The 22,278-nt window shown below is 60.0% G+C and carries 30 protein-coding genes and 2 pseudogenes; 21 read left to right on the forward strand and 11 right to left on the reverse strand.

Annotation, left to right across the window (positions count from 1 at the left end):
* The first annotated feature begins 77 nt into the window (after positions 1-77).
* The 6 genes from hutI to G9X64_RS04250 all read left to right on the forward strand — a co-directional run bounded on the left by hutI (position 78) and on the right by G9X64_RS04250 (position 6,800).
* Positions 78-1,340 carry an imidazolonepropionase gene (gene hutI, locus G9X64_RS04225; RefSeq protein ID WP_171376006.1) on the forward strand — a complete coding sequence of 421 codons (1,263 nt, stop codon included), beginning with the start codon at positions 78-80 and terminating at the stop codon, positions 1,338-1,340.
* Positions 1,337-2,872, forward strand: a complete 1,536-nt coding sequence (gene hutH / locus G9X64_RS04230; RefSeq protein WP_171376007.1) for a histidine ammonia-lyase — start codon at positions 1,337-1,339, stop codon at positions 2,870-2,872. Before hutI ends, hutH begins: the two co-directional genes overlap by 4 nt.
* Position 2,873: 1 nt before the next feature.
* Entirely contained in the window at positions 2,874-3,695 is an 822-nt protein-coding gene (gene hutG, locus G9X64_RS04235; RefSeq protein ID WP_171376008.1) for an N-formylglutamate deformylase, read from the forward strand.
* Between the two features lie 45 nt (positions 3,696-3,740).
* Entirely contained in the window at positions 3,741-5,414 is a 1,674-nt protein-coding gene (gene hutU, locus G9X64_RS04240; protein ID WP_168311537.1) for a urocanate hydratase, read from the forward strand.
* Positions 5,415-5,419: 5 nt separating this feature from the next.
* The gene (locus G9X64_RS04245; RefSeq protein WP_171376009.1) at positions 5,420-5,995 is read left to right on the forward strand and encodes a HutD/Ves family protein; all 576 of its coding nucleotides are present in this window, start codon (positions 5,420-5,422) and stop codon (positions 5,993-5,995) included.
* A 175-nt stretch (positions 5,996-6,170) separates the two neighbouring features.
* Entirely contained in the window at positions 6,171-6,800 is a 630-nt protein-coding gene (locus G9X64_RS04250) for a J domain-containing protein (protein ID WP_168311535.1), read from the forward strand.
* Positions 6,801-6,821: 21 nt separating this feature from the next.
* Here G9X64_RS04250 and G9X64_RS04255 read toward each other — a convergent pair whose 3' ends face one another.
* Positions 6,822-7,523, reverse strand: coding sequence for a DUF899 family protein (locus G9X64_RS04255; RefSeq protein WP_171376010.1), 702 nt, complete (start codon positions 7,521-7,523; stop codon positions 6,822-6,824).
* A 452-nt stretch (positions 7,524-7,975) separates the two neighbouring features.
* Between G9X64_RS04255 and G9X64_RS04260 the strand changes: the two genes are divergently transcribed.
* From G9X64_RS04260 to G9X64_RS36360, 7 genes are all read left to right on the forward strand, one after another.
* A complete protein-coding gene (locus G9X64_RS04260) occupies positions 7,976-8,413 on the forward strand; it encodes a hypothetical protein (protein ID WP_168315284.1) in 438 nt (145 codons plus the stop codon).
* A complete protein-coding gene (locus tag G9X64_RS04265) occupies positions 8,401-8,673 on the forward strand; it encodes a hypothetical protein (RefSeq protein WP_168315005.1) in 273 nt (90 codons plus the stop codon). The genes G9X64_RS04260 and G9X64_RS04265 overlap by 13 nt, the downstream gene beginning before the upstream one ends.
* A gap of 168 nt (positions 8,674-8,841) precedes the next feature.
* Positions 8,842-9,132 (forward strand): CopG family transcriptional regulator, encoded by a 291-nt coding sequence (locus G9X64_RS04270; RefSeq protein ID WP_075225169.1) that lies wholly within the window; start codon positions 8,842-8,844, stop codon positions 9,130-9,132.
* Positions 9,133-9,319: 187 nt separating this feature from the next.
* Complete coding sequence (locus tag G9X64_RS04275) at positions 9,320-9,520, forward strand: hypothetical protein (protein WP_168311533.1); 201 nt, start codon at positions 9,320-9,322, stop codon at positions 9,518-9,520.
* 80 nt (positions 9,521-9,600) lie between these two features.
* Positions 9,601-9,915 carry a hypothetical protein gene (locus G9X64_RS04280; RefSeq protein WP_168315003.1) on the forward strand — a complete coding sequence of 105 codons (315 nt, stop codon included), beginning with the start codon at positions 9,601-9,603 and terminating at the stop codon, positions 9,913-9,915.
* A complete protein-coding gene (locus G9X64_RS04285; protein WP_171376011.1) occupies positions 9,912-10,166 on the forward strand; it encodes a hypothetical protein in 255 nt (84 codons plus the stop codon). Before G9X64_RS04280 ends, G9X64_RS04285 begins: the two co-directional genes overlap by 4 nt.
* 104 nt (positions 10,167-10,270) lie before the next feature.
* A complete protein-coding gene (locus tag G9X64_RS36360; protein ID WP_246270891.1) occupies positions 10,271-10,423 on the forward strand; it encodes a hypothetical protein in 153 nt (50 codons plus the stop codon).
* A 13-nt stretch (positions 10,424-10,436) separates the two neighbouring features.
* On the opposite strand, the gene G9X64_RS04295 is transcribed toward G9X64_RS36360, so the two are convergent.
* From G9X64_RS04295 to G9X64_RS04305, 3 genes are all read right to left on the reverse strand, one after another.
* A complete protein-coding gene (locus G9X64_RS04295; RefSeq protein WP_064655279.1) occupies positions 10,437-10,700 on the reverse strand; it encodes a DUF982 domain-containing protein in 264 nt (87 codons plus the stop codon).
* An 816-nt stretch (positions 10,701-11,516) separates the two neighbouring features.
* Positions 11,517-12,266, reverse strand: coding sequence for a sulfite exporter TauE/SafE family protein (locus G9X64_RS04300; RefSeq protein WP_171376012.1), 750 nt, complete (start codon positions 12,264-12,266; stop codon positions 11,517-11,519).
* Positions 12,267-12,399: 133 nt separating this feature from the next.
* Positions 12,400-12,714 carry an EamA family transporter gene (locus tag G9X64_RS04305; protein WP_168315000.1) on the reverse strand — a complete coding sequence of 105 codons (315 nt, stop codon included), beginning with the start codon at positions 12,712-12,714 and terminating at the stop codon, positions 12,400-12,402.
* Positions 12,715-13,262: 548 nt separating this feature from the next.
* Here G9X64_RS04305 and G9X64_RS04310 point away from each other — a divergent pair.
* From G9X64_RS04310 to G9X64_RS04325, 4 genes are all read left to right on the forward strand, one after another.
* Positions 13,263-13,607 carry an ArsR/SmtB family transcription factor gene (locus G9X64_RS04310; protein WP_168314999.1) on the forward strand — a complete coding sequence of 115 codons (345 nt, stop codon included), beginning with the start codon at positions 13,263-13,265 and terminating at the stop codon, positions 13,605-13,607.
* Positions 13,588-14,073, forward strand: a complete 486-nt coding sequence (locus G9X64_RS04315; protein ID WP_168314998.1) for an SRPBCC family protein — start codon at positions 13,588-13,590, stop codon at positions 14,071-14,073. Before G9X64_RS04310 ends, G9X64_RS04315 begins: the two co-directional genes overlap by 20 nt.
* A complete protein-coding gene (locus G9X64_RS04320; protein ID WP_171376013.1) occupies positions 14,066-14,686 on the forward strand; it encodes a glutathione S-transferase family protein in 621 nt (206 codons plus the stop codon). The genes G9X64_RS04315 and G9X64_RS04320 overlap by 8 nt, the downstream gene beginning before the upstream one ends.
* 259 nt (positions 14,687-14,945) lie before the next feature.
* Entirely contained in the window at positions 14,946-15,257 is a 312-nt protein-coding gene (locus G9X64_RS04325) for a CopG family transcriptional regulator (protein ID WP_171376014.1), read from the forward strand.
* Between the two features lie 89 nt (positions 15,258-15,346).
* Here the strand turns inward: G9X64_RS04325 and G9X64_RS04330 are convergent, their stop codons facing one another.
* From G9X64_RS04330 to G9X64_RS04345, 6 genes and pseudogenes are all read right to left on the reverse strand, one after another.
* Positions 15,347-15,649 (reverse strand): hypothetical protein, encoded by a 303-nt coding sequence (locus G9X64_RS04330; RefSeq protein ID WP_168314997.1) that lies wholly within the window; start codon positions 15,647-15,649, stop codon positions 15,347-15,349.
* A 113-nt stretch (positions 15,650-15,762) separates the two neighbouring features.
* Positions 15,763-16,023 (reverse strand): Panacea domain-containing protein, encoded by a 261-nt coding sequence (locus G9X64_RS04335; protein WP_171376015.1) that lies wholly within the window; start codon positions 16,021-16,023, stop codon positions 15,763-15,765.
* A pseudogene (locus G9X64_RS36365) lies at positions 16,007-16,114 on the reverse strand (ATP dependent DNA ligase); the annotation flags it as partial. The gene G9X64_RS04335 and the pseudogene G9X64_RS36365, both read right to left, overlap by 17 nt.
* 39 nt (positions 16,115-16,153) lie before the next feature.
* Positions 16,154-17,116: a sterol desaturase family protein gene (locus G9X64_RS04340; RefSeq protein ID WP_171376016.1), complete on the reverse strand. Its 963-nt coding sequence runs from the start codon at positions 17,114-17,116 to the stop codon at positions 16,154-16,156.
* A gap of 840 nt (positions 17,117-17,956) precedes the next feature.
* Positions 17,957-18,082: a hypothetical protein gene (locus G9X64_RS36960; protein ID WP_281360116.1), complete on the reverse strand. Its 126-nt coding sequence runs from the start codon at positions 18,080-18,082 to the stop codon at positions 17,957-17,959.
* A gap of 109 nt (positions 18,083-18,191) precedes the next feature.
* Positions 18,192-18,428, reverse strand: coding sequence for a spike base protein, RCAP_Rcc01079 family (locus G9X64_RS04345; RefSeq protein ID WP_168315283.1), 237 nt, complete (start codon positions 18,426-18,428; stop codon positions 18,192-18,194).
* Between the two features lie 127 nt (positions 18,429-18,555).
* Between G9X64_RS04345 and G9X64_RS04350 the strand changes: the two genes are divergently transcribed.
* Positions 18,556-18,759 (forward strand): hypothetical protein, encoded by a 204-nt coding sequence (locus tag G9X64_RS04350; RefSeq protein WP_168315282.1) that lies wholly within the window; start codon positions 18,556-18,558, stop codon positions 18,757-18,759.
* 586 nt (positions 18,760-19,345) lie between these two features.
* On the forward strand, positions 19,346-20,026 hold the full coding sequence (locus tag G9X64_RS04355) for a HupE/UreJ family protein (protein WP_376766381.1): 681 nt from the start codon (positions 19,346-19,348) through the stop codon (positions 20,024-20,026).
* Positions 20,027-20,427: 401 nt separating this feature from the next.
* Here the strand turns inward: G9X64_RS04355 and G9X64_RS04360 are convergent, their stop codons facing one another.
* Positions 20,428-20,925, reverse strand: coding sequence for an MgtC/SapB family protein (locus tag G9X64_RS04360; protein WP_168315281.1), 498 nt, complete (start codon positions 20,923-20,925; stop codon positions 20,428-20,430).
* Positions 20,926-21,181: 256 nt separating this feature from the next.
* On the opposite strand from G9X64_RS04360, the pseudogene G9X64_RS04365 reads away from it, so the two are divergent.
* Together G9X64_RS04365 and G9X64_RS36370 are read left to right on the forward strand one after the other, a co-directional pair.
* Positions 21,182-21,959: pseudogene (locus G9X64_RS04365) on the forward strand (transporter).
* Between the two features lie 23 nt (positions 21,960-21,982).
* Positions 21,983-22,120: a hypothetical protein gene (locus G9X64_RS36370; RefSeq protein ID WP_246270892.1), complete on the forward strand. Its 138-nt coding sequence runs from the start codon at positions 21,983-21,985 to the stop codon at positions 22,118-22,120.
* Positions 22,121-22,278 lie beyond the last annotated feature (158 nt).

Genomic DNA, 22,278 nt, shown 5'->3' on the forward strand with positions numbered 1-22,278 from the left:
AAAAGCGCACAAAATTTCTCTTGTCACCTGTCGATTATGTATATACATGTTTTGGCATAAGGAAAGGCGCAAAGCTGATGACCGGGAACAATTTTTCAGAGGAAGCCCTACCTGACGACACCCGTCCGGCGCTGTGGCGCAATGTGCGGCTCGCCACGCTCGCGCCGACAAAATCGGGGCTCGGCATCGTCGAAAAGGGCGCCGTGCTGATCGAAAACGGCCGCATCGCCTTTGCCGGCGCCGAAAGCGAGCTGCCGGCATCGGCCATCGAACACTCCGAAATCGTCGATCTCGAAGGCCGCTGGGTAACGCCCGGTCTCGTCGACTGCCACACCCATATCGTCCACGGCGGCAATCGCGCCCGCGAGTTCGAAATGCGCCTGGCAGGCGCGACTTATGAGGAGGTCGCACGCGCCGGCGGCGGCATCGTCTCCTCGGTGAAGGCGACCAATGCGCTGTCGGTCGAGGAGCTTGTCGCGCAGGCCCTGCCGCGGCTCGACACGCTGCTTGCCGAAGGCGTGACCACGATCGAGATCAAGTCCGGCTACGGGCTGAACCGGACCGGTGAAGTGAAAATGCTGCAGAGCGCCCGCCTGCTCGGCCATGTGCGTCCGGTCCGCGTCGCCACCAGCTATCTCGGCGCCCATGCGACGCCTGTGGAATATAAGGGTCGCAACGGCGATTATCTCGATGATGTCGTCCTGCCCGGTCTCGACGACATGCATGGCCTCGGTCTTGCCGATGCCGTCGACGGTTTCTGCGAGGGCATCGCCTTTTCCACGACCGAGATCGCCCGCGTCTTCGACAAGGCCAAGGCGCTCGGCCTGCCGGTCAAGCTGCATGCCGAACAGCTCTCCAATCTCGGCGGCGCCAGGCTTGCCGCGTCATATGGCGCACTGTCAGCCGATCATCTCGAATATCTCGACGAAGACGGCGTTGCGGCGATGGCCGCAGCCGGCACTGTCGCCGTGCTCCTGCCCGGCGCCTTCTACGCCATCCATGAACAGCAGAAGCCGCCGGTAGAGGCGCTGCGGCGGGCAGGCGTGCCGATCGCGATCGCCACCGATTGCAATCCCGGCACCTCGCCGCTCACTTCGATTTTGCTCACCATGAACATGTCGGCCACACTTTTCGGCCTCACCGTCGAGGAATGCATCGCCGGCGCCACCCGCGAAGGCGCCCGCGCGCTCGGCCTGCTCGACGAGACGGGAACGCTCGAACCCGGCAAATCCGCCGATCTCGCCGTCTGGGATATCGAAAGCCTCGCCGAGCTCGTTTACCGCATCGGCTTCAACCCGCTTCACGCACGCGTCTTCAAGGGCGAAAGGAACTGCCGATGACCATCACGCTCCACCCGGGCTCCGTCTCGCTCAAGGATCTCGAAACCATCTACTGGACCGGTGTGCCGGCAAGGCTCGATCCCGCCTTCGATACGGGGATCGCCAAGGCCGCTGCCCGCATCGCCGAGATCGCCGCCGGCAATGCGCCGGTCTACGGCATCAATACCGGCTTCGGCAAACTCGCCTCGATCAAGATCGACAGCGCCGATGTGACCACCTTGCAGCGCAATCTCATCCTCTCGCATTGCTGCGGCGTCGGCGCGCCGCTGCCCGACAATATCGTGCGGCTGATCATGGCGCTGAAGCTGGTCTCGCTCGGTCGCGGCGCCTCCGGCGTGCGGCTGGAGCTGGTGCGGCTGATCGAAGCCATGCTGGAAAAGGGCGTCATCCCGCTGATCCCGGAAAAGGGCTCGGTCGGCGCCTCCGGCGATCTGGCCCCGCTTGCCCATATGGCGGCGGTGATGATGGGCGAGGCCGAAGCCTTTTTCGCCGGCGAACGGCTCTCAGGCGCTGAAGCCCTCGAAAGAGCTGGCCTCAAACCGGTGGTGCTCGCCGCCAAGGAGGGCCTGGCTCTCATCAACGGCACTCAGACCTCGACGGCGCTGGCACTTGCCGGCCTGTTCCGCGCCCATCGCGCCGCGCAGGCGGCGCTCATCACCGGCGCCATGTCCACCGATGCAGCCATGGGCTCTTCGGCGCCCTTCCATCCGGATATTCACACATTGCGTGGCCATAGCGGCCAGATCGACACCGCGGCTGCCCTTCGCGCCCTGCTCGAAAACTCCATCATTCGCCAAAGCCATATCGAGGGCGACGAGCGCGTGCAGGATCCCTATTGCATCCGCTGCCAGCCACAGGTCGATGGCGCCTGCCTCGATCTGCTGCGCTCGGTTGCCCGCACGCTTGAAATCGAAGCCAACGCGGTCACCGACAATCCGCTGGTGCTGTCGGACAATTCCGTCGTCTCCGGCGGCAATTTCCACGCCGAACCCGTCGCCTTCGCCGCCGACCAGATCGCGCTCGCCGTCTGCGAGATCGGCGCGATCTCGCAGCGCCGCATCGCGCTGCTCGTCGATCCGACCCTCTCCTACGGCCTGCCGGCCTTCCTCGCCAAGAAGCCGGGCCTGAACTCCGGCTTGATGATCGCCGAGGTGACGTCCGCGGCGCTGATGTCGGAGAACAAGCAGATGTCGCACCCGGCCTCGGTCGATTCGACGCCGACATCGGCCAACCAGGAAGACCATGTCTCGATGGCCTGCCACGGCGCCCGTCGGCTGCTTGGCATGACCGAGAACCTGTTCGGCATCATCGGCATCGAGGCGCTGACCGCCGCTCAAGGCGTCGAACTGCGCGCGCCGCTGTCGACCAGCCCGGAACTCGGCAAGGCGATCACTGCCATCCGCACCAAGGTTCCGAGCCTCGACGTCGACCGCTACATGGCAAACGACCTCGCCGCCGCCGCCGAACTGGTGGCGACGGGCGCGCTGAACGCCTCGGTCTCATCTGGGATATTGCCGGTTCTGGAGAGCTGAGATGACGATCAAGGAAAAAGTCTCAGTCCCATGCGAAATTCGCCAGGGCACCTCCCCCGTCATCCTCGGCTTCCCCCATACCGGTACCGAGGTGCCGCCCGAGATCGCCGACCGCCTCAACGACAATGGCAGGATGCTGGCCGACACCGACTGGCACATCCACGAGCTCTATGACGGCCTGCTCGACAATGTCACCACCGTGCGCGCCACCTTCCACCGCTACGTGATCGACGCCAACCGCGATCCGGCCGGCGTCAGCCTCTACCCCGGCCAGAACACCACCGGCCTCGTGCCGGAAACGGATTTCGACGGCAAGGCGATCTGGAAGAATGGGCAAGGACCTAATGAGGCCGACATCGCGGCGCGGCTGCGGGACTTTCATGCTCCCTATCATGCAGCACTTGCCGCCGAGATCGAGCGCGTGAGAGCAATCCATGGCGTCGCGATCCTCTACGACTGCCACTCGATCCGGTCGCACATTCCCTTTCTCTTCGAAGGCAAACTGCCGGATTTCAATATCGGCACCGATATGGGCAAGACCTGCGACAGCGCGATCGAGCAGGCGACGCTCACCGTCGTCGAAGCCACTGAGGGTTACGACAGTGTGCTCAACGGTCGCTTCAAGGGCGGCTGGACGACACGCCACTATGGTCGACCCGACACTGGTGTGCACGCGATCCAGATGGAACTCGCGCAATCGACGCATCTCCAGACCGAGGCACCACCCTTTGCCTACGACGCCGCCAAGGCAGACAGACTTCGCGTTCATCTCAAGAACATTCTGGTGCGCATCGAACGGATCGCGCCCGACCTGAAACGCTGACGCCCGAAACCTGACGATTTAAAACCTGAGAACAGGGGAACCGCCATGAACAATCCACGCCACAATATCCGCGAAATCCGCGCACCCCGCGGCAACGATCTCAATGCGAAGAGCTGGATGACCGAAGCGCCGCTGCGCATGCTGATGAACAATCTCGATCCGGATGTCGCCGAAAACCCGAACGAGCTCGTCGTCTATGGCGGCATCGGCCGCGCCGCCCGCACCTGGGAGGATTTCGACCGCATCGTCGCGACGCTGAAGACGCTGACGGAAGAAGAAACGCTGGTCGTGCAATCCGGCAAGCCGGTCGGCGTGTTCCGCACCCACAAGGATGCGCCGCGGGTGCTGATCGCCAATTCCAACCTCGTACCGCATTGGGCGACCTGGGATCATTTCAACGAGCTGGATAAGAAGGGCCTCGCCATGTACGGCCAGATGACGGCCGGCTCGTGGATCTATATCGGCACCCAGGGCATCGTGCAGGGAACCTACGAGACCTTCGTCGAGGCCGGCCGCCAGCACTATGGCGGCAATCTCAAGGGCAAATGGATCCTGACCGGCGGCCTCGGCGGCATGGGCGGCGCCCAGCCGCTCGCCGCCGTCATGGCCGGCGCCTGCTGCCTGGCCGTCGAATGCAATCCCGATTCGATCGATTTCCGCCTGCGCACCCGCTATGTCGACGCCAAGGCCGAGACGCTGGACGAGGCACTCGAGATGATCGACCGCTGGACCAAGGCCGGCGAGGCGAAATCCGTCGGCCTGCTCGGCAATGCTGCCGAAATCCTGCCGGAGATGGTCCGCCGCGGCATCCGCCCCGATATCGTCACCGACCAGACTTCGGCCCACGACCCGATCAACGGCTATCTGCCGAAGGGCTGGACGATGGGTGAGTGGAAGGCAAAGCGCGAAAGCGATCCGAAGGCTGTGGAAAAAGCAGCCCGCGCCTCGATGCGCGAACATGTCGAAGCGATGATCGCCTTCTGGAACGCCGGTATTCCGACACTCGATTACGGCAACAATATCCGCCAGGTGGCGCTGGACGAAGGCCTCGAAAACGCCTTCGCCTTCCCAGGCTTCGTGCCGGCCTATATCCGCCCGCTGTTTTGCCGCGGCATCGGCCCCTTCCGCTGGGCCGCCCTTTCCGGCGATCCGGAGGATATTTACAAGACCGATGCCAAGGTGAAGGAGCTGCTGCCGGACAACAAGCACCTGCATCATTGGCTCGACATGGCCAGGGAGCGCATCGCCTTCCAGGGCCTGCCGGCACGCATCTGCTGGGTGGGCTTGGGCGACCGCCACAAGCTCGGCCTCGCCTTCAACGAAATGGTGAGAACAGGCGAACTCTCCGCCCCGATCGTCATCGGCCGCGATCACCTCGATTCCGGCTCCGTCGCCTCGCCAAACCGCGAGACCGAAGCGATGAAGGACGGCTCCGACGCCGTCTCCGACTGGCCGCTGCTCAATGCCCTGCTCAATACGGCGTCGGGCGCCACCTGGGTGTCGCTGCATCACGGCGGCGGCGTCGGCATGGGCTTCTCGCAGCACTCTGGCATGGTCATTTGCGCCGATGGCACGGACGATGCCGCAAGACGCCTCGAGCGCGTGCTCTGGAATGACCCGGCGACCGGCGTCATGCGCCACGCCGATGCCGGTTACGAGATCGCCATCGACTGCGCAAAGGAAAAGGGCCTGCGCCTGCCCGGCATTCTCGGGAACTGAGCCCGGTGAGGATCCTGCGCGCCAGCGATCACAAACGCATGCCCTGGAAAAACGGCAAGGGAGAGACGGTGGAGATCGCCGTCTTTCCACCCGGCGCTTCGATCAACGACTTCGACTGGCGCATCAGCATGGCGACGGTCGCGGAGGACGGCCCGTTTTCGATCTTTCCCGGCATCGACCGCACGCTGGCGATCCTTGATGGCAACGGCATGGTGCTCGATGTGGCAGGCAGCACGCCCGTGCCGCTGACAACGGCAAGCGATCCGCTGGCCTTCCCGGCGGACATCCCCGTCGCTGCCAGGCTCGAGGACGGAGCGATCACCGATCTCAACGTCATGACACGCCGTGACGGGCTCGCCCATACGCTGATCCGCATCGACGTCGATGGCGGCAAGACCGTGCAGCTTTCGCCCTCGACATGCCTGTTGCTTTGCCATCGCGGCGCATTATCATTCCGGCGGGACGGCGAGACCGGCGCGCTTGCGGCCGGCGATGCGCTGCTGATCGAGGAGGCGGTCGCGACTGTGCTGGAAATCGATGGCGAAGCCAGATGTTATCTCGCTTCGATCACCACAGGCTGATCTTCGAACAACGAATTGAAAACATTAAACAATCGATGATTTGGTCGAGCATCAGGATAAACCATCGCCATCTCGGGCCATGGACGTCTTTCCTCGTTTCGGTCTAAACTTCGCCCTTCTGATGCAGAAGAAGACCTAGACTGCCCGCAACGTGGCGGGGAGCAAGGGAGCAGGCGTGACGGATCCATACGATATTCTCGGCGTTGAACGCGATGCGGACGAGGCGCAGCTGAAGGCCGCCTATCGGCGCCTGGCGAAGGTTGCCCACCCCGATTCAGGTGGTGATTCGGACGCCTTTGCCAATCTGCAGAAAGCCTACGGGCTGCTTCTCGATCCGGTCCGGCGCAAGGTCTACGACGATACCGGCTACGACGTCGAATTCGCCGATGCGGCCGAATTGCAGGCGCTCGTGATGATCGAGAAGCTCGTCACCGATGCGGTGCTCGACGAACGCGCACCCGGAAGTTTCGATCCCGTCGCCGTCATGCAGGACAGCCTCTCCGAGGAACTGCGCAAGGCGCGTTTCAGCAAGAGCGAGCTGGAGCGCCACGCCTCGCGCATCGGACTGCATCTGGAACGGCTCGAAAAACAGTCCGGCCGCGATGTGCTCGCCCACATGTTCCGCGCCCGCATCGAGGCGATCTCCAAGGCGGTCGCCGAAACCGAGGCGAAGATCAAGGCGACGGAACGCGCCGCCGACATGCTCAGCGGCTATGTCTACGACATCGATCCGCCGCCGCTGCCGGATGACGCGGTTACCAGCATCGAATGGGCCGAGCCCTCCAGAAACCGCTCCACCGGCTGACGGCGTAAGCCGCCGCTGATCTCAATAAGACAGCTTCGGATACCAGTCCGCCGGCCGGCCTTCAGGCGTCGAATCGATGACGGTCCAGAGCGGCATCAGGTCGGGGGCGCCGCGCGGATCCTCGCCGGGATCGGCCGTCACCTCGCCCATCTCCTGGCTCCAGAAATGGCGGACGCTGCCGTCGCGGCGCGTGAAGACGTTGAATGCGGCGTCATCGCCGCCGCCCCTGCCGATGGCGTGATAGTCGCGGCTGTAATCGCCCGTCGTGTCGGAATAGAGCGGCAGGTGGTGCCAGCCGCGTTCCTTCTTGAAGGCGAGCAGCCTGCCGATCGGCGAAAGCGCGACGACGGCAAGGGCGGCGCGCTGCTGGATGTCAGGCACCTCGCCGTCCCAGGCCGACAGCAGCGAGGTGCACATCGGGCATGGGCGCTCGCGTTCCGGGCCGAACATGTAACTGTAGACGATCAGCGTCTCCTTGTCGGCGAAGAGTTCGCTGAAGGATATCGGCCCGTCGCTGCCTTCGAAGCGGTAGTCTTTCGTCACCTCGCCGCCCGGCGGCAGCGCCCGGCGCTGTACCGCCACGCGCTCGATGTGCCGGCGCAATTCGATCTCTTCGGCCAGCAGCGCGTCGCGGGCAATGCGATATTCCTCGCTCTCATTGGGAAACCGGACGCCGTTCTTGGCCGCGAGCACGGCGGCGGGGACCAGATGCTGATTATCCATGACAATAGCTCCTTCTGTTGCCTGAGAACGTGCCGAAGCCACGACCGCGGTGCCAGCACATCATGACAAGGACGATCGGCTGAGGCAAAAATCGACAGAGCCGACGGAAAATATTCGCCACGCGCCTTGGCCGGCTCGGCGCCCGGATCGCCAAGGCCCAGCAGATCAAGATCGCGCCTCGAATGCAGATCACCGAACCAGCTCTTGATCGGCGTTGCGCCCTTCCGAGGACGCCGCCAACCCGATCGTGGATATCTCGCGAGCGGATCTCCAGATTTGTTTCGTCGGACGGCGCCGCCCTTGCGCGAACAGTAAGAGGGGATGGTCGGTTCGCCAATGGCGGCCTTCGCCGTACATCCTAAAGCTGCGTTAACGATAGATTAATATGCAATTTGACGTGGAACCGAATTCTGCGATGCTGGCAGCGGGCAACTGAGGGGTTATCCGTGAAAATGTATCTGCTAGCTCGACGTTTCGGCGTCGTGGCGATGTCGCTCGCCGTGGCGGGCTGCACAACGACGCCGGTTGAATTCAACAACAAGCCATCGGCCGTTTCCAAAGCCGCGCTTTGCAAGACGGCGCTGGAAACGCGAGATCCAGCGTTTCAATTCCAGCTCGTGGCGGAAGTGAACCGACGCGGGATGAGCATGTTGGAATGTGAGCAGATGGTTGCCCAGCAACGGCAGGCCGCCGCGGTTCTCGTGGGGCTTGCATTGGTCGGAACCGCTGCTGCTGTATGCGCCAATGGCAACTGCGGCGGCGGTGCATATACTCCAACGAGACGCTATCCAGGCAACTGCCAGTACGATTGGCAGTACGATGCCGCGGGCAATAGGTGCGGTGGCAGAAGCGCAATGTCTCGTCCGGGAGGTTGGCAGTGGGGAAGGTGATGGCAATACTGTTTGCGAGCGTTCTGCTGGTGCTAAGCTTCGCAGCCCCCGGCTTCGCCCAGAGCTTCGGCGGGAATTCATGCGTCGGCAACTGCGAGGGTCACAGGGCCGGCTATGAATGGGCGGAGGAGAACGGCATTCAAAGCGAGGACGATTGTTCGGGCAATTCATCGTCTTTTGAAGAGGGATGCCGGACTTATGTTGAGGACTCTGACCGCGGGGCGGAGTACGACGATGATGGCAATGAGATTGACGAGTAGCACCTGATGACCCGCTTCATTTGCAAATTTCCGGCGGGGCCCCTCTCTCCTAGGCGGCTACGCCTTTGGATGGCCGGCAGCTTGGATGGACTGTCCGCTCGACCGGCAAATCGTGGCGGGGCATCAATTTCGCTGCTCCATCCCTAATGACCGCGCGCAGGTGAACCCATGACATCCCCCGACACCGCAACTCTCCTCGAAGACGCCGCCGATCGGATCGCAGATATCTCACGCGCCGATCTGCAGATCATGCTTCGCCGGGCAGCACTGCGGCTGCGTAATTCCGGCGCCGTGTCGATGGAGGATGATGTGGAAGAAGCTCTTCGCGACCTGGCCGGCGAATTCGGCATGACGCGTAACGACACGATCCGGTTCATCGTCCGGGAGTGGATGGAGAAGAACACCTATCTGCCGGTGCATGAACTCGACGAAGACGGCGATGTTGATGGCACTGCTTGATTTCTTGGTGCAAACGCTACTAGGCGCCGGTCGTTAGGGAGAAGGTGTATTGGGTGCTCAAGAGCAAAAGCAGCGCCTAAGAAAGCAATTGACCTCGATTGATTATTGACTCGCATCGAGATCAGAACATAATAAGAACATCGGCGCCGCGGCCGCCATTCTGAAAATCGAAATACGGAGCACGGATATGCGAGAGCAGCCGATCGGCGAAGCCGTGGAAGATGATGAGCGTGCAAAGGTGATTGCCTACCACAGAGGCGATACGCACGCAGCTATAGACACCCTGCTGGAAGATATCCGTCACCTTCGCCAGCAGTTGGCATTGACCGAAGGCGCCATGAGCCGAGGCATGGCCCGCGGCTGGCGACCGAGCTACCATCGAGACTGATATGCCCAAGATGAATTATGAGAGAAAGCGGCTCGGATCACCGGTCAGCGACGTTGAACGAGAAACCAGGGCTGAGGCCTATGCTTGACCGTCCCCAACCAAAGTCCGTGCCGTTCGAAACTGCTCTGAGGGACTGGTGGTCGTCGCAACCGCAGTCTTTCCGCGAGAGCATTAGCCTGTCGGTTGCCCGCGCATGCTTTCGCGCGGGATACACGGCAGGCAAGCAAACCACCGAACGGCGCTTCGTATTCAAAGCCGGCCGCATGCGCATCACGGTTTGGGCAATAGGCATCACGGAAGCCAAGAAGAAAGCCGAAGCCGAGGCTGATTTCCGCGCGGCCAGGAAGGGGTGGCCGGTCCCGAAAGCGGGCTGGCAACTCCAGGAGGAAAGATGAGCGACACCGACAGACGGCCGCTGACGGAAGCGCCGCAAATGCATGTCCACTATTGCGAGGAAAAGGGATGCGAGGAGTGGGGTGGCTGGGGCAACAGTCCTTCTCCGGCCGTGGCGACCCGCTGGTGGTGCTTCGAGCATTTCCCACACAAGTCACACGAACAGGAACAGGCACTCAGGCGAAAGCTGGAGGCGGCCGAGCGTGGTGATATCGTTCAACGATTGCTGGGCGGATCATCTGCGCATCTTTGACTGTCGGCGACGGCGACACGGTAAAATGCGGCGGGCAGAACATGCGGTTGCTGGGAAGGTGTTCCCTTCGTTTCCGGCATCGACACGCCGGAGACGTACGCCAAGTGGATGAAGGAACGGAAGCTTCACCTGTGGCCGAAGAGAGGCCAAAAGAACTGCTGGCCGCGCGCGGCCTGAAGGTCATGTTCAGCGGCACGGACCTGCGCGGCGGAACGAGAGGGCTGTGTCACGAAGGCGCCCGTGAACTCATTTCATAGTCGGCAGCGAAGCTCAGTGAACGACGGTGATCACCGGAATGCCAGCTTCGTCGGCGGCACGGATCAGCGCTTCTCGTGCGTCCTCGGCCGAGACGTCCCCATGAAGTGCATCCCGACACGCTCTAATCGCTGTGAGATACTCTTCTCCATCGTCGATGGGCCAGCAAGCCGTCAGCATATTGGCGGCCTCCCAAAGGGTTGCGACAAGTTTGTACTTTTCCGGCCCACTTACAACGAGCATCAAGGGAGTAAACTCTCCAGATCTGTGCCATTTCATGACGTTAGGTCTTCCCGCGGTAAACATATTGGTAACCGTGCAAGAACCGTTCCGTGATCCGCTGGCATGCCAAAGCTCGTTTCGCAGGCCGCACAATGAAAGGACATAAAGGCGCTTGGTCGCCTTAGCATCGCCAGCGTCAGCTTGGGCATGTTGGCAGGGAAACACTCGCCAGCCTCCGTGCCCGCCATGCTGAAGCCAACAAGGCCGCCGATATGTTCGCGAGGAAGTCGAACGCCGCGAATCATTCCGGAACGCCGACATCATCGAAATACTGCTTCTCCAGAATGACCACGATTGCCCGAAGTCCGTTCGCGCCTGCTCTACCCAGGTGAATGATGACTCCTAAGGCTGAGGACAACGAATTTTCCTCATACACAATGTGTATCCATTTCTTGCGATATTGCGGGTTGATATCCCGAAGCCTCCCTTTCGGTTCCTTCTGGACATGGGCGCTGATCGCTTTCGATCGGAAGCCCGGCTTTCACCGTTAGACAAGAAACTGGCGACGCCAGTTCCTCAGTCCCTACGCCTTCGAGGACGCGCCCGCCGCATTCCGGGCGCTAGTTGAGTGATCCAGCAGAGGATCGCGCCTCTCGCCCATCAATCAGCAAATCGTCGCATTTGGAAAGGCGAACACTGGGCACCAGCCTCATCTGCGTGCCGCCGATATTCGGCGGCAATGACGATCGTTCGTGCGTTCTCAATCAAATCCGCTGGATCGACGCTTTCCCGCGATCCATTCGTCGAGCCCCTTGAGCATTTTGCAGGGCTTCGGCTCCTTCACTTGCAAGTTATTGCTGAGGGGACCTCCGCTCAAAGGTAAGCTCGCGAAAAGAACACCGCGGTCGTCAAAATGGCGACCGCGAGGGTTAGCACCCGAACGACCGATGATGGCAGCCTTCGTCCGATATGCGCTCCGATCCACCCGCCGATAACAGCTCCAATCGTCATGGGAATGCACTCCTGCCATACGATTGCCCCGGCAAGTACGAAGACGACGACGGCGACCGCGTTGGCGGCAGTGACCATCACCATTCTTGTCGGATTGAGGCTCTTGATGTCCCCGCCCCCGAGCGCGCTCCATGCCGCAAGCATCATGAGACCCACCGCGCCGCCAAAATAGCCGCCATAAAGACCGAGAAAGAACTGAACCGTTGCAAACGCCAGAACACTCGGACGTGCCTGCGTCTTCAACTGGGCACTGAGCCTCGGACCTGCGGCGAGCATCAATGTCGCCACCAGCAAAAGCCATGGCAGGATACCATCGAAAATCCTCGATGGGGTTAGTAGCAATAGAAGGCTTCCGGCCACACCACCGATCACCGTCACGATGGCGATGGGCGCGACGTCGACGCCGCACACACTCCTAACCCCATCACGGTAGACCCACGAGCTCGCCATACCGCCGGGAAACAAGGCTAAGGTGCTTGTCGCGTTTGCGGCTACCGAGGGCACTCCGACCGATATCAGCGCAGGCAGGGATACGAACGACCCGCCGCCCGCCAACGCGTTCATGCTGCCTGCCAACAAGCCAGCAAGGAAAAGAAGCATGATATCGTACATGTTCAGGTCGCCTTGGCACCCAAGCCTGATTTCGGCCGAGCCTCTTGTCCAACACCGCGGCCGTTGCGCGTCCAGAAGAGTCCGCCCCACGACTGCCATTCGCCGTGGTCAAGGAAGCGTCGCTGAGAGCCATTCATCCGATCACCATGAGCGTAACCGATGCTATTCCGAGGAGGACGCCAATCGCCTGATGCCAGCCGAGCCGCTCGTCGAAAACCAAGACGGCGATCGCGTTGATTGCGATGAGCTGCGCAACCGACGACAACGAAATGGCAAGGGAAAGCCCGCTTGTCCGCATGAGAGCGATCATCGAAAGATTGCCTAATGTGTAGAGAACAAGCGCGGTGGCGAGCAGCCAAAGGTTCGAGTTGCTCACATATGCGCGGGAAGCGGTCGCCCCCGCCAGGAATAAGCACACGGCTATGAAGAGGATGGCGGCAACACGCATCGATAAACTCCTGCTGATGCGTTTTGTCTGACACCGGGCGACCCGTCAATCCATCGGAGACTATCCCCCGTCCTTGATCTCCACGGCGGGCCCAGTTGGTGATCAGTCGACCTTACTCCCAGCTCGACGCCTTTCGAAGCGCGTGCTTTCCGAGCGTGTCCTTCAACCAGCATTCTGGCTTTTCAAAACATATGAAACGCCTTGCACGAATTGCCCCGGACATAAGCCGTGAAGCACCTGAGACAGCACCCGGAAGGTCCAGCCCGAACAGCTTGTGAAATCGGACATTATGACGTCAGTCGCCTTGTTGGATGAGGGGGGATGGCATCACGGTTCCGGATCAGCGATCCTTCAAGAAGAGATGTACGTCATCGCTTTACACCGCCCCCTCACCTGGCCGGGCTGTCCTCGCGCCTTTGCGTAGAGCAACATCGCCCGTTCGCACAAGACATCGGCAGCCCGTTCATCGGAGGGGATCCGTTAAGATTGCCTTTGACATCTCGCGATAAGACATATATCTACTCGGTTATATAGCCACATGGTGATATATGGATAGCAGCCTCGATGCGATTTTCTCCGCACTCTCAGATCCGACAAGGAGAGCAATCCTTGGGCGGCTTGCTCGCGGCAAGGCGACCGTGGCCGAACTCGCAGATCCCTTCGAGTTGTCTCAGCCTGCCATTTCAAAGCATCTCAAGGTCCTGGAACAGGCCGGATTGATCCGCTCCGGCCGTGAGGCGACTTCGCGTCCCCGCGAACTTCAGCCGGACGCGTTGAAGAAAATCTCTGATTGGATTGGCGATTACAGACGCTTCTGGGATCAGAGCTTCGATCGTCTTGATGTCTATTTGTCCAAGGAACAAGGATACGAAGATGACAAATCCGGAGACTGATACTGGCAACGCCCGCGATCTGGTTTTTGTAAGAAGGTTCAATGCCCCATGCGACCTCGTTTTCAGGGCATGGACCGACCCGAAAGCGTTGGTGCAATGGTGCGGCCCTCACGGTTTCAAGGCGGTGGGCGATCGGCTTGAAGCCTGGCCCGGCGGTAGACACCGCGCCTGTCTGATCGCCCCAAATGGAGAAGAGCATTGGGTCGGCGGAAAATATCTGGAGGTCGAGCCGCCGCACAGACTTGTCTTCACCCATGCCTGGGAAATCGGAACCGGCGAAACGAGCCCGGAAACCGTCGTCACCATCACGTTAAAGGAAAGCGACGGAGGAACAGAAATGACGTTTCGGCAGAGTGGATTTGATAGCGCATCGTCACTAAAGGGTCATGAAGACGGCTGGTCGCAAAGTCTCGAGCGGTTGAGCTTCTTTCTCGAGACTGAATCCGAAGGGCCGGATCATGCGTAAGGCGGCGATGAAGCTCTATTATTGCGAGACGCTCAATCCCCGGAAGGCCTGCGCCGCCGCTCGTTTTCTCAAAGCCGACGTCGAGTTCGTCAGGATTGACCTGGCAAGCGGAGAACAGCGCACCGCAGAATTCCTGGCGCTTAACCCGAACGGGAAAGTCCCGGTGCTGCAGGATGATGCCGGAACCTTGTGGGAAGCGAATGCCATCATGTGCCGGTTGTCTGACAGCGTCGAATCGGATTTCTGGCCACATGACCACCGGCAGATCGACGTGCTGCGCTGGTTGAGTTGGGATGCCAGTCACTTCACCCAGCACGGGGCAACGCTGTGGTTTGAAACCTTGATCAAACCTTTGTTCGGCGGGGAGCCTGACGTCGCCGTGATCGAAGACGCGAAGACGAGCTTTCGACTACATGCTCGCGTGCTCGACAACCATTTGGCCACGAACAGCGTCGCGGTCGGTAAGACACTGACTGTCGCAGATTTCGCATTGGCCGCTGCACTTCCCTATGCGACCTCCGCTGAGATTCCACTTGCCGAGTTTCGGCACATACATGCGTGGTACGAACGGCTTGAACAACTCGATGCGTGGCGAAACCCTTTCCCGGTGTAACGCGAGGTGCTGCCGTCTCCGCTTGGTTAAGCATCATCGCCAAGAATCGCGAGCACCAGACCGGTCTGGCAGAGGCGGCGATTCACCTCACCTGCCCGGCCGCGCCAGCGACCGGGCGATATCGACGATGTCGTCGCGCGAGGCTCAAGATCAGAGGTTTTCTTGAGACATTCCCGCAGGAGAAGTATCCCGACCGCACCGGCTATTATATGCTCACCGAGGCTGGGCTCGATGCTTGGCAGCAACATGCGGCAAGGTGATGACGTGGCTGGAGGCGCACACGAAAGCACCTGATACCGCTGCTCTGCTTGAGCACGCCGCGAACCGGATCGCGGACGTCTCCCGACCGGATCTCAAGGTCATGATTCGTCGGGCCGCGTTACTGTCGCGAAACTCCGGATCAATCGTCTTCGAGGATGACATGGAAGAAGCTCTGCGGGATCTGGCCGGCGAGGCCGGCAAGACGCGTAACGACTTGATCAGGTTTATCGTCCGGGAGTGGATGGAGAAGAACACCTATCTGCCGGTGCACGTGCTCGACGAAGACGGCGACGTGGTCGGGAATGCCTGACTCGAATCCCCAGTGATCGACTGGACAGATCGGCATATTTCACCGCTCGGACTGGCGTGGTTCGAGTGCATAGACGTGGCACGTAAAGCTCATGAACCTGTGTCGGCAGCAGGTGGCGTGGGAACCGCATAGCATCCGTAGTACTGCTTGATCTTGCGGGGCGTGTGCTGGCTAGAGCAAATACCGACCGCTACACGGTCGAAAACCTCAGGACGCATCGGCTGGCGGGGAATGAATATGCCTCGCTGAACACCGTTATCCAGCGTCAAGGCTTCCTCGAGCCTGGCCTTGCGATACATAATCCATGACTGGTGCCGAATGAACTCGTGGTCGCCGACATCCAAGATGCAGGCGTCATCGCACAGATTGTTCGTCCATGTGGTGATTGACACAACGAGCTGCAGCCCAAGAGAACATGGATCGGTGCATACGATGTGCAGATGTTTTAATCAGCATGTGTGGACGGCCCCGACGGGATCAAAAGGGTTCCAGCTTGAGCGACCACTCAATTTGCCCTCGCAGCTTCGAACGCGCGGTCGATAGCTTTTAGGGTCTCGTTGGCTTCCAGAATCTCCTCAACGTGCTCAACGCCGACGCTGTGAAGGATGCGCTGCATAGGGATTATTGCCGAACCTCCGTCGGGATCTTCCCATTCGGGCACATTACGTGGATCGTGTGTCCAATCCACCAATTCCCATTGCGACATCGATCCGAATTGCTGCCATACGGCTTCCTCGCAAGCAAGATCGTCAAACCTCGTAAACATTAGCGTTATCCTGCTCTTCTCGCAGCCCCTTATAGGATGCGTGCCGAAGCTTTCCGTCATCCGTCCACGCTCGATATTCGATCTCAGCAACGTGGATTCCCGAAAGCAACAGAGCGATGCCAGCCTTGCGCTACCGGTGCTCTTCCGCGCCCGACAGCCCCTGGGCCGAGGCACGTTTTCCGCTTATGGGGCTTATGCCGCACTTGGCCTTGGCAGCTTGCCACGCGCGTTGGAAGAAACGGATTTCCGTGGCGATGGTTTCTCGGAACGGATCGGTTTGGTTAAAGTAGTCGCGGTCTAGACCGAGCTTTGCACCGGCTGCATCGCCCTTGTAATAGGTGCCGAACAAATGATCCCAAATCGGGAAATAATTGGCGAAATTCTTGTCGTGATGTTCCCGCACTCGGGAGTGGTGGATGAAGTGGTCGCGTGGTGACTGGATCACGTATTTGCCAAACCAGCCATGCCAGGGAATGGCACTGTGCTTGACCAGACCAATGGCGCCAAAGGTGATGGTCACGACGGCGAATTCGGCCGTTGGCAGGCCGATAAGCAGCGCCGGAACGACCATAATGGCCATGTTTATGGCCTTCTCCAGCGGATGTTCCCGCGACGAAGTCAGCGCGTTGAACTCTTCGGCTGCGTGGTGAAATTCGTGCAGCCGCCATAGTACGGGCAGCCGGTGCATCAACCGATGCTGCCAGTAACTCAAGAAGTCTGTCAGCACTAGGAATAAGAGAACATGTGCCCAGCCTGGCAGCCTCCGGGCAAGGTCCAGGTGGGGGGCATCCTGAGCCGCGCGGGTGATGGCATAGGACATACCAAATGATGCGAGCACCGCGAATAGCGTAATCATTCCCGTCGCCTGAAGGACGAAATAGACGATGTCGGTGATTGTGGATTTACTGCGTTCGAAGAAAACCCGACGGAACCCGGAATTGCCGAACCCCACATAGGTGAGTTCCACCGCGAAAACCGTCAGAACCAAACCAATGGAAATGGCGAAACTGAGCGCCATTGCCCCACCATTCAGATAGTAAGTGTTATAAAAAAAGCTTCCAAGCTTGTGCAGGCAGTATTCGACAAGCTCCATGGCACTGCTCCAAACACGAACCCGTACAGCTTGGTCCTGACGATGCGCTTTTGCCCAGATTGCTCAAAGGACGATCGGGGCGTCCTTTTGATGTATTACCGGCGGTGGAAGTGCAGTCCCGGGAGGCATGCAGGAGGGTCGAGGAGCACTATGAAAAACTGCTGGAATTACATGGCCAAGCGAAGGCTCATAAAAAGAACTTAGGACGGGAATAATAATAGGCACCGGAGTCGTAGGACTTTAGGCCGTGCTGAGATATGGACCACAGCAGCCTCTCGACACTTCGATGTGCGGCCCGTCGCAACCCATAACTAGCCCCGTCCTACCTAAGGCGGGGCTTTTTTTGGCATTAGCATGGCTCAATATGGGAAAACGGCGCATTATGGACGACGCAACACCGACTCCAGCTAAAGAACAACCTGAAATAGCCGAAGCGGCAGAACGACCGGTGTGATTGAGTATACTTCCCTTTCTCAGTTGCCACACAACTGATGCTCAGGATGGATGGTCGCTTGACGTCGATAATACTCTTACTTCGCAGTATCGTATCGGAACTATTGTCACACAAAAGTGTTACTTGGGCCGGAGCGGATCGCGCAGTGGAGTCTCCTGTCTCCAGCAGCAACCCCTTGCTATCTTCGCGATCCGCTCTCGTGTCCGTTAGGAGCTATTAGTTGGTCCGGAACCCGGGAACTTTCTTGGCAATCTCACGTTAGGCGGCGAGGATCGCACAGGCGCCCCACACTGGGGTGTCCGCTTCCCTTCCTTTCCTGTGCGGTCCGGTACTTTCCAGCGATCACTAGCCCCGCTTCGGCGGGGCTCCTTTTTGATCCGAGCCGGTCAGTTGATTTTCAACCAGGGCCGAAGTGCCGCCACCGCGCCATCGCTTGCATAGGCAATGATGCCGCCGATCGTCAGGCCGGCGAAGGCAATGAGCCCTGAGATGCCGTAGCCGAGCGTCTTCATCTTTTTCCACTCTTCAAGAGTCGGAGCGACCGCGAAGATGGGCTGCGAAACCTTGCCCTCGCTGTGAGCGTCGGGATCTCGTTCAGCGCGACGTTCTTGCCGTTGTCCATCAGAACAACGCGATGATGTTGGACGCGGTGGTTCCGGTGAGCGCCACAATGGCCGCATGAACCGGTAGGATTGTCCCCGCTGGCACGCTCCTGAAGATGACCGGATCCATGTCCCGGCGCGGCGCAATGGCAACATCGCCTGCCGTCCCGATATAGAGCGCCCGTGCGCCCACAATGGCGCTATCGTTCGGCGTCACCACTGCGGCCCGCGAGGCCGGAGCAATCGAAGGGTCCATTAGAGTTTTCCTTGTGAGAGGCGGACGCGCAGTCAGCTCCAGGTATCTTGCAACCGACGGCGACTTTTCTAGTTCACTACGTGAGCCGCATACACCCGCTCTAACTCCGCGAGAGGAGCATGCTCTGATGGTTATCAAAGTCCAGGAAATGCCCGAGTATCAGCTGGGTAGAGGATATTCCAAGGACGGCTGGGATGGCGTCTTCGACAACCCACCCATGTCCAGGGAAGAAATGGAAGCTGCAAGGCCGTTCAAAGAAGCCTTCGCAGATCTCGCCGAAAAGATGGAAAGAGCCATAGCAGCGCGTCGCGCTCGATCTTCCCGCTCATAACGGCCACCATCCTGGTAGAGATCCCAGACCGAACGTTAGCGCCACCAGAGCGAGATAGACGCACCATGCGAGAGCGTTGCGAACAAGACGGGGTAGGCGAGCCAGATGACCTTGCAGATGATGTGCAAGGCCAAGTCTTGGGTGAAAGTCGTCTTCCCCCTCGCCTTCGCCTCGTCGATCGTAGTGTGTGCCAGCCATCCGAGCAGACCTAGCCACATATTACCCGTGACCACTGCGACGCCGCGCCTTAAATGCCGGAGTGAGCGATCATGTGATAAACGCGCAGCGGGCCTGATTGTTTGGCGTCAGATCACGAAGTTTTCCCGGATCTAGCAGAGAGCATCAATTGGGAACTTGCCAAAAGCGCAAAGTCGGTCTGAGTGGTGACGCCTCACATACGGACCAGATGATCCGCTCCGGTCGCCGTCACGGCAGTTCCCGTTCGAGTCGATTGAGTTGAGCATGCGCGTTGCGAACTTGATCCGCGGTCCGGTCGGCGTCTGAACGAAGGCCGCTGAAGATCGATGAGACAGGCGGGCAGGGATCGCTGCTGCTGACGGGCTGCGATACCGTGCCGCAGAGGCGATTGACGATTTCATCAACACGGGAGGCGAGCGTGGTGGCTCAACCGAACGCCTTCGAGACCGCCCGGACTTATTTTGCTCTCGGTGTCGAACACATCATGCTGGGCTTCGACCATTTGCTGTTCGTCCTCGCACTTCTGCTTCTCATTCGAAATACACGTTCGCTGCTGCTGGCGATCACCGCGTTCACCGCGGCGCATTCCGTGACACTGGCGTTTTCCGCCCTCGGACTCGCGTCAGCTCCGCAAGCGCCCATCGAGGCCCTGATTGCCCTCAGCATCATGTTCGTCGCGTGCGAGATCGTCGGTGGAAAGTGGGGCAATCTTTCCACCCGCTATCCATGGCTGGTCAGCTTCCTGTTCGGACTTCTTCACGGCTTCGGTTTCGGCGGCGCGCTTCGGGACATCGGGCTGCCGCAGAAGGACGTGCCGCCGGCATTGCTGACGTTCAATCTCGGTGTCGAGCAAGGCAGCTTGTCTTTGTCGGGGTCGTTCTGCTGGTGGTGGCTGGCGTCCGCGTGCTTCTGGCATTCGACGTTTTCCGGCTACGGCCATGGGTGGCCTACTTCATCGGTATGGTTTCCGCGTTCTGGTTTGTCCAGCGTCTGGCGGGGTTCGGTTAAACGCGGGAAATTTCAGATTGTTGCGCGCCGTTCCAGTCTCTGCGGTACTGGTCGGAGGTGACATGGCTCCTCGGTTGATATAGCGATGAAAGGCCCCGAAAGGAGAGCCATGGCTCTCATCTTGATCCTCGAAGACGAGCCGTTCATCGCACTCGACATCGAGTCAGTCCTCGACGAAGCGGGGTATCGCGAACACGTCACGCTGGCGACGTGGCCGAAGCTGTCGAGCGGACATCGAGCCGTCCTTCGCGGTAGGGGAGCTTCTCATGAAGCCGTGCACGCCAGGGGAGATCGTAGCAGCAGTGGATCGTGCTCTGAATGACCGGCGTAGCGATCCGCGGAGGGAATAGTGATGCCCACTGGCGTCAGATCTTCCGTGAGCTGCTCGATGGACGAAAGCTTCACCGCGAGAGGCGCACGTCGATTTCCGCTTGTCGGCGCTTATGCTCGTGGCCGAGCGATTCATCGAGGTGGATTGTCCGTTGCCTCACTCGGACTGGTTCCAGACTCGCGTTCGTCCTTCCCTTCTGCCTTGAAGGGAATCATGAGGCGGAGCGTCGCGAACGTCGCGATCGAAAGGACGATCGCCGTCTCGTAGGCTCCTAAGCCGACAGCCGCGCCGATCGCCCCCGTAGCCCACAGGCTTGCTGCCGTTGCCGTACCGCGAATGCTCGCCTTTCCGACAAGGATCGCGCCGCCTCCGATGAAGCCGACGCCATTGATTATACCTTCCACAATTCTTGCGGTCGCTTCGGGGCTGTCGTGGGTGACTGTTTCGGCGGCTTGAATGAAGCCGCACGCCGCGATCGCCACGAGAGGAAACGTCCTGAGGCCGGCGCTTCGTTCATTGCGTTCTCGATCCCAGGCGATCGGAAGCGCCAGGACGTAGGCGACGACAAGGACAGCCAGGTTTCGGAGCAGATCCACATGCACACCGACATTTCCAAGCCAGTCCGTCATCCCAACCCCCGTAGTCACAGTCCCCAATAGATGGGGGACCAGACGTCCTCGGCAAGATCGGCAAGCCGGGAGGAACTATTGGACTGCGTTGACATTCCGGTAAAGAGCGCGGGCCGTGTCAACCGGACGCGACGGGGATGGCGAACGCAGCAGTTTTGATCCTCGGCGTCGTTATCCACTTCTGAGAACGACTTCTGGGACAGCAGATAGAGTTCGGTACGGTGAGACGTCAAGGAAGCTCATGACTTGTCGGCTGATGCCGCTTGCCGGCGCTGGTTCTGTCCTCAGGTGGAGCAAACGCCCAGTCGAGCGAAGAACTCGCGAAGAAGCTGTCGAATCCGATCGCTTCGCTGATCAGCGTCCCGTTCCAGTTCAACTATGACCACGGCTACGGTCCCGAAGATCGTGACAAGGCAACGCTGAACATACAGCCTGTCATTCCATTTTCTCTGAACGAGGACTGGAACCTCATATCGAGGACCATCCTCCCGGTCACATGGCAGAACGACATCGCCGGGCCATCCGGAACTCAGTTCGGTCTCGGCGACACGTTGCAGAGTTTCTTTCTCTCCCCAGCCAAACCGACGGAGACCGGTATCGTCTGGGGTGCCGGACCGGTATTCCTCCTTCCCACCGCGACCGACGAGCTCCTTGGTGGCGGTAAGTGGGGCGCTGGGCCGACAGCCGTCGTTCTCAAACAGGACGGCCCCTGGACTTACGGCTTTCTCGGGAACCACATCTGGTCGTTCGCCGGTCAAAGCGACCGGGAGGATGTGAGTTCGACGTTCCTCCAGCCGTTCATCTCCTACACGACCAAGGACGCCTGGACATTCTCGCTGAATACCGAGTCCACCTGTAATTGGGAAACGAACGATTGGTCGGTGCCGATCAACTTCGCAGTTGCCAAGCTGATCACCATCGACTAGCAGCCGATCAGCCTAACGGCAGGCATCCGCTATTGGGCGGATGCACCGGAGAACGGCCCGGAAGGCATCGGCTTCCGTCTCGCGCTGACGTTCCTCTTTCCGAAGTGAATCCGCAGGGGTGCGTCTGCTACATGCAAGAATTCTCCCGCGAGAAGAACGGTTGGATAATCGACTTCATCGGTGACGACGGCGATGCCGTAACTGTTGGCAGGACCGGCAGGGACGGTCTCAACGAGGAAGAGACGACGGGCTGGCGAAGGCCGCAATGATTGAGTTGAGCGTTCGGGACGCGCGGCGGCGGTCGCAGCGTCAACCGTTACGACGCCTTGAGCAACGGCAACTTGGAGCCGCTGTTCGATGCTCGGCATTAGAGCCTTTCAGGTTTTGACGGAAGCGTATCCGGCATTGGCGAAGTAGTTGCTGCATT

This window comes from Rhizobium sophorae (assembly GCF_013087515.1).
GTDB classification, from domain to species: Bacteria; Pseudomonadota; Alphaproteobacteria; order Rhizobiales; family Rhizobiaceae; genus Rhizobium; species Rhizobium sophorae.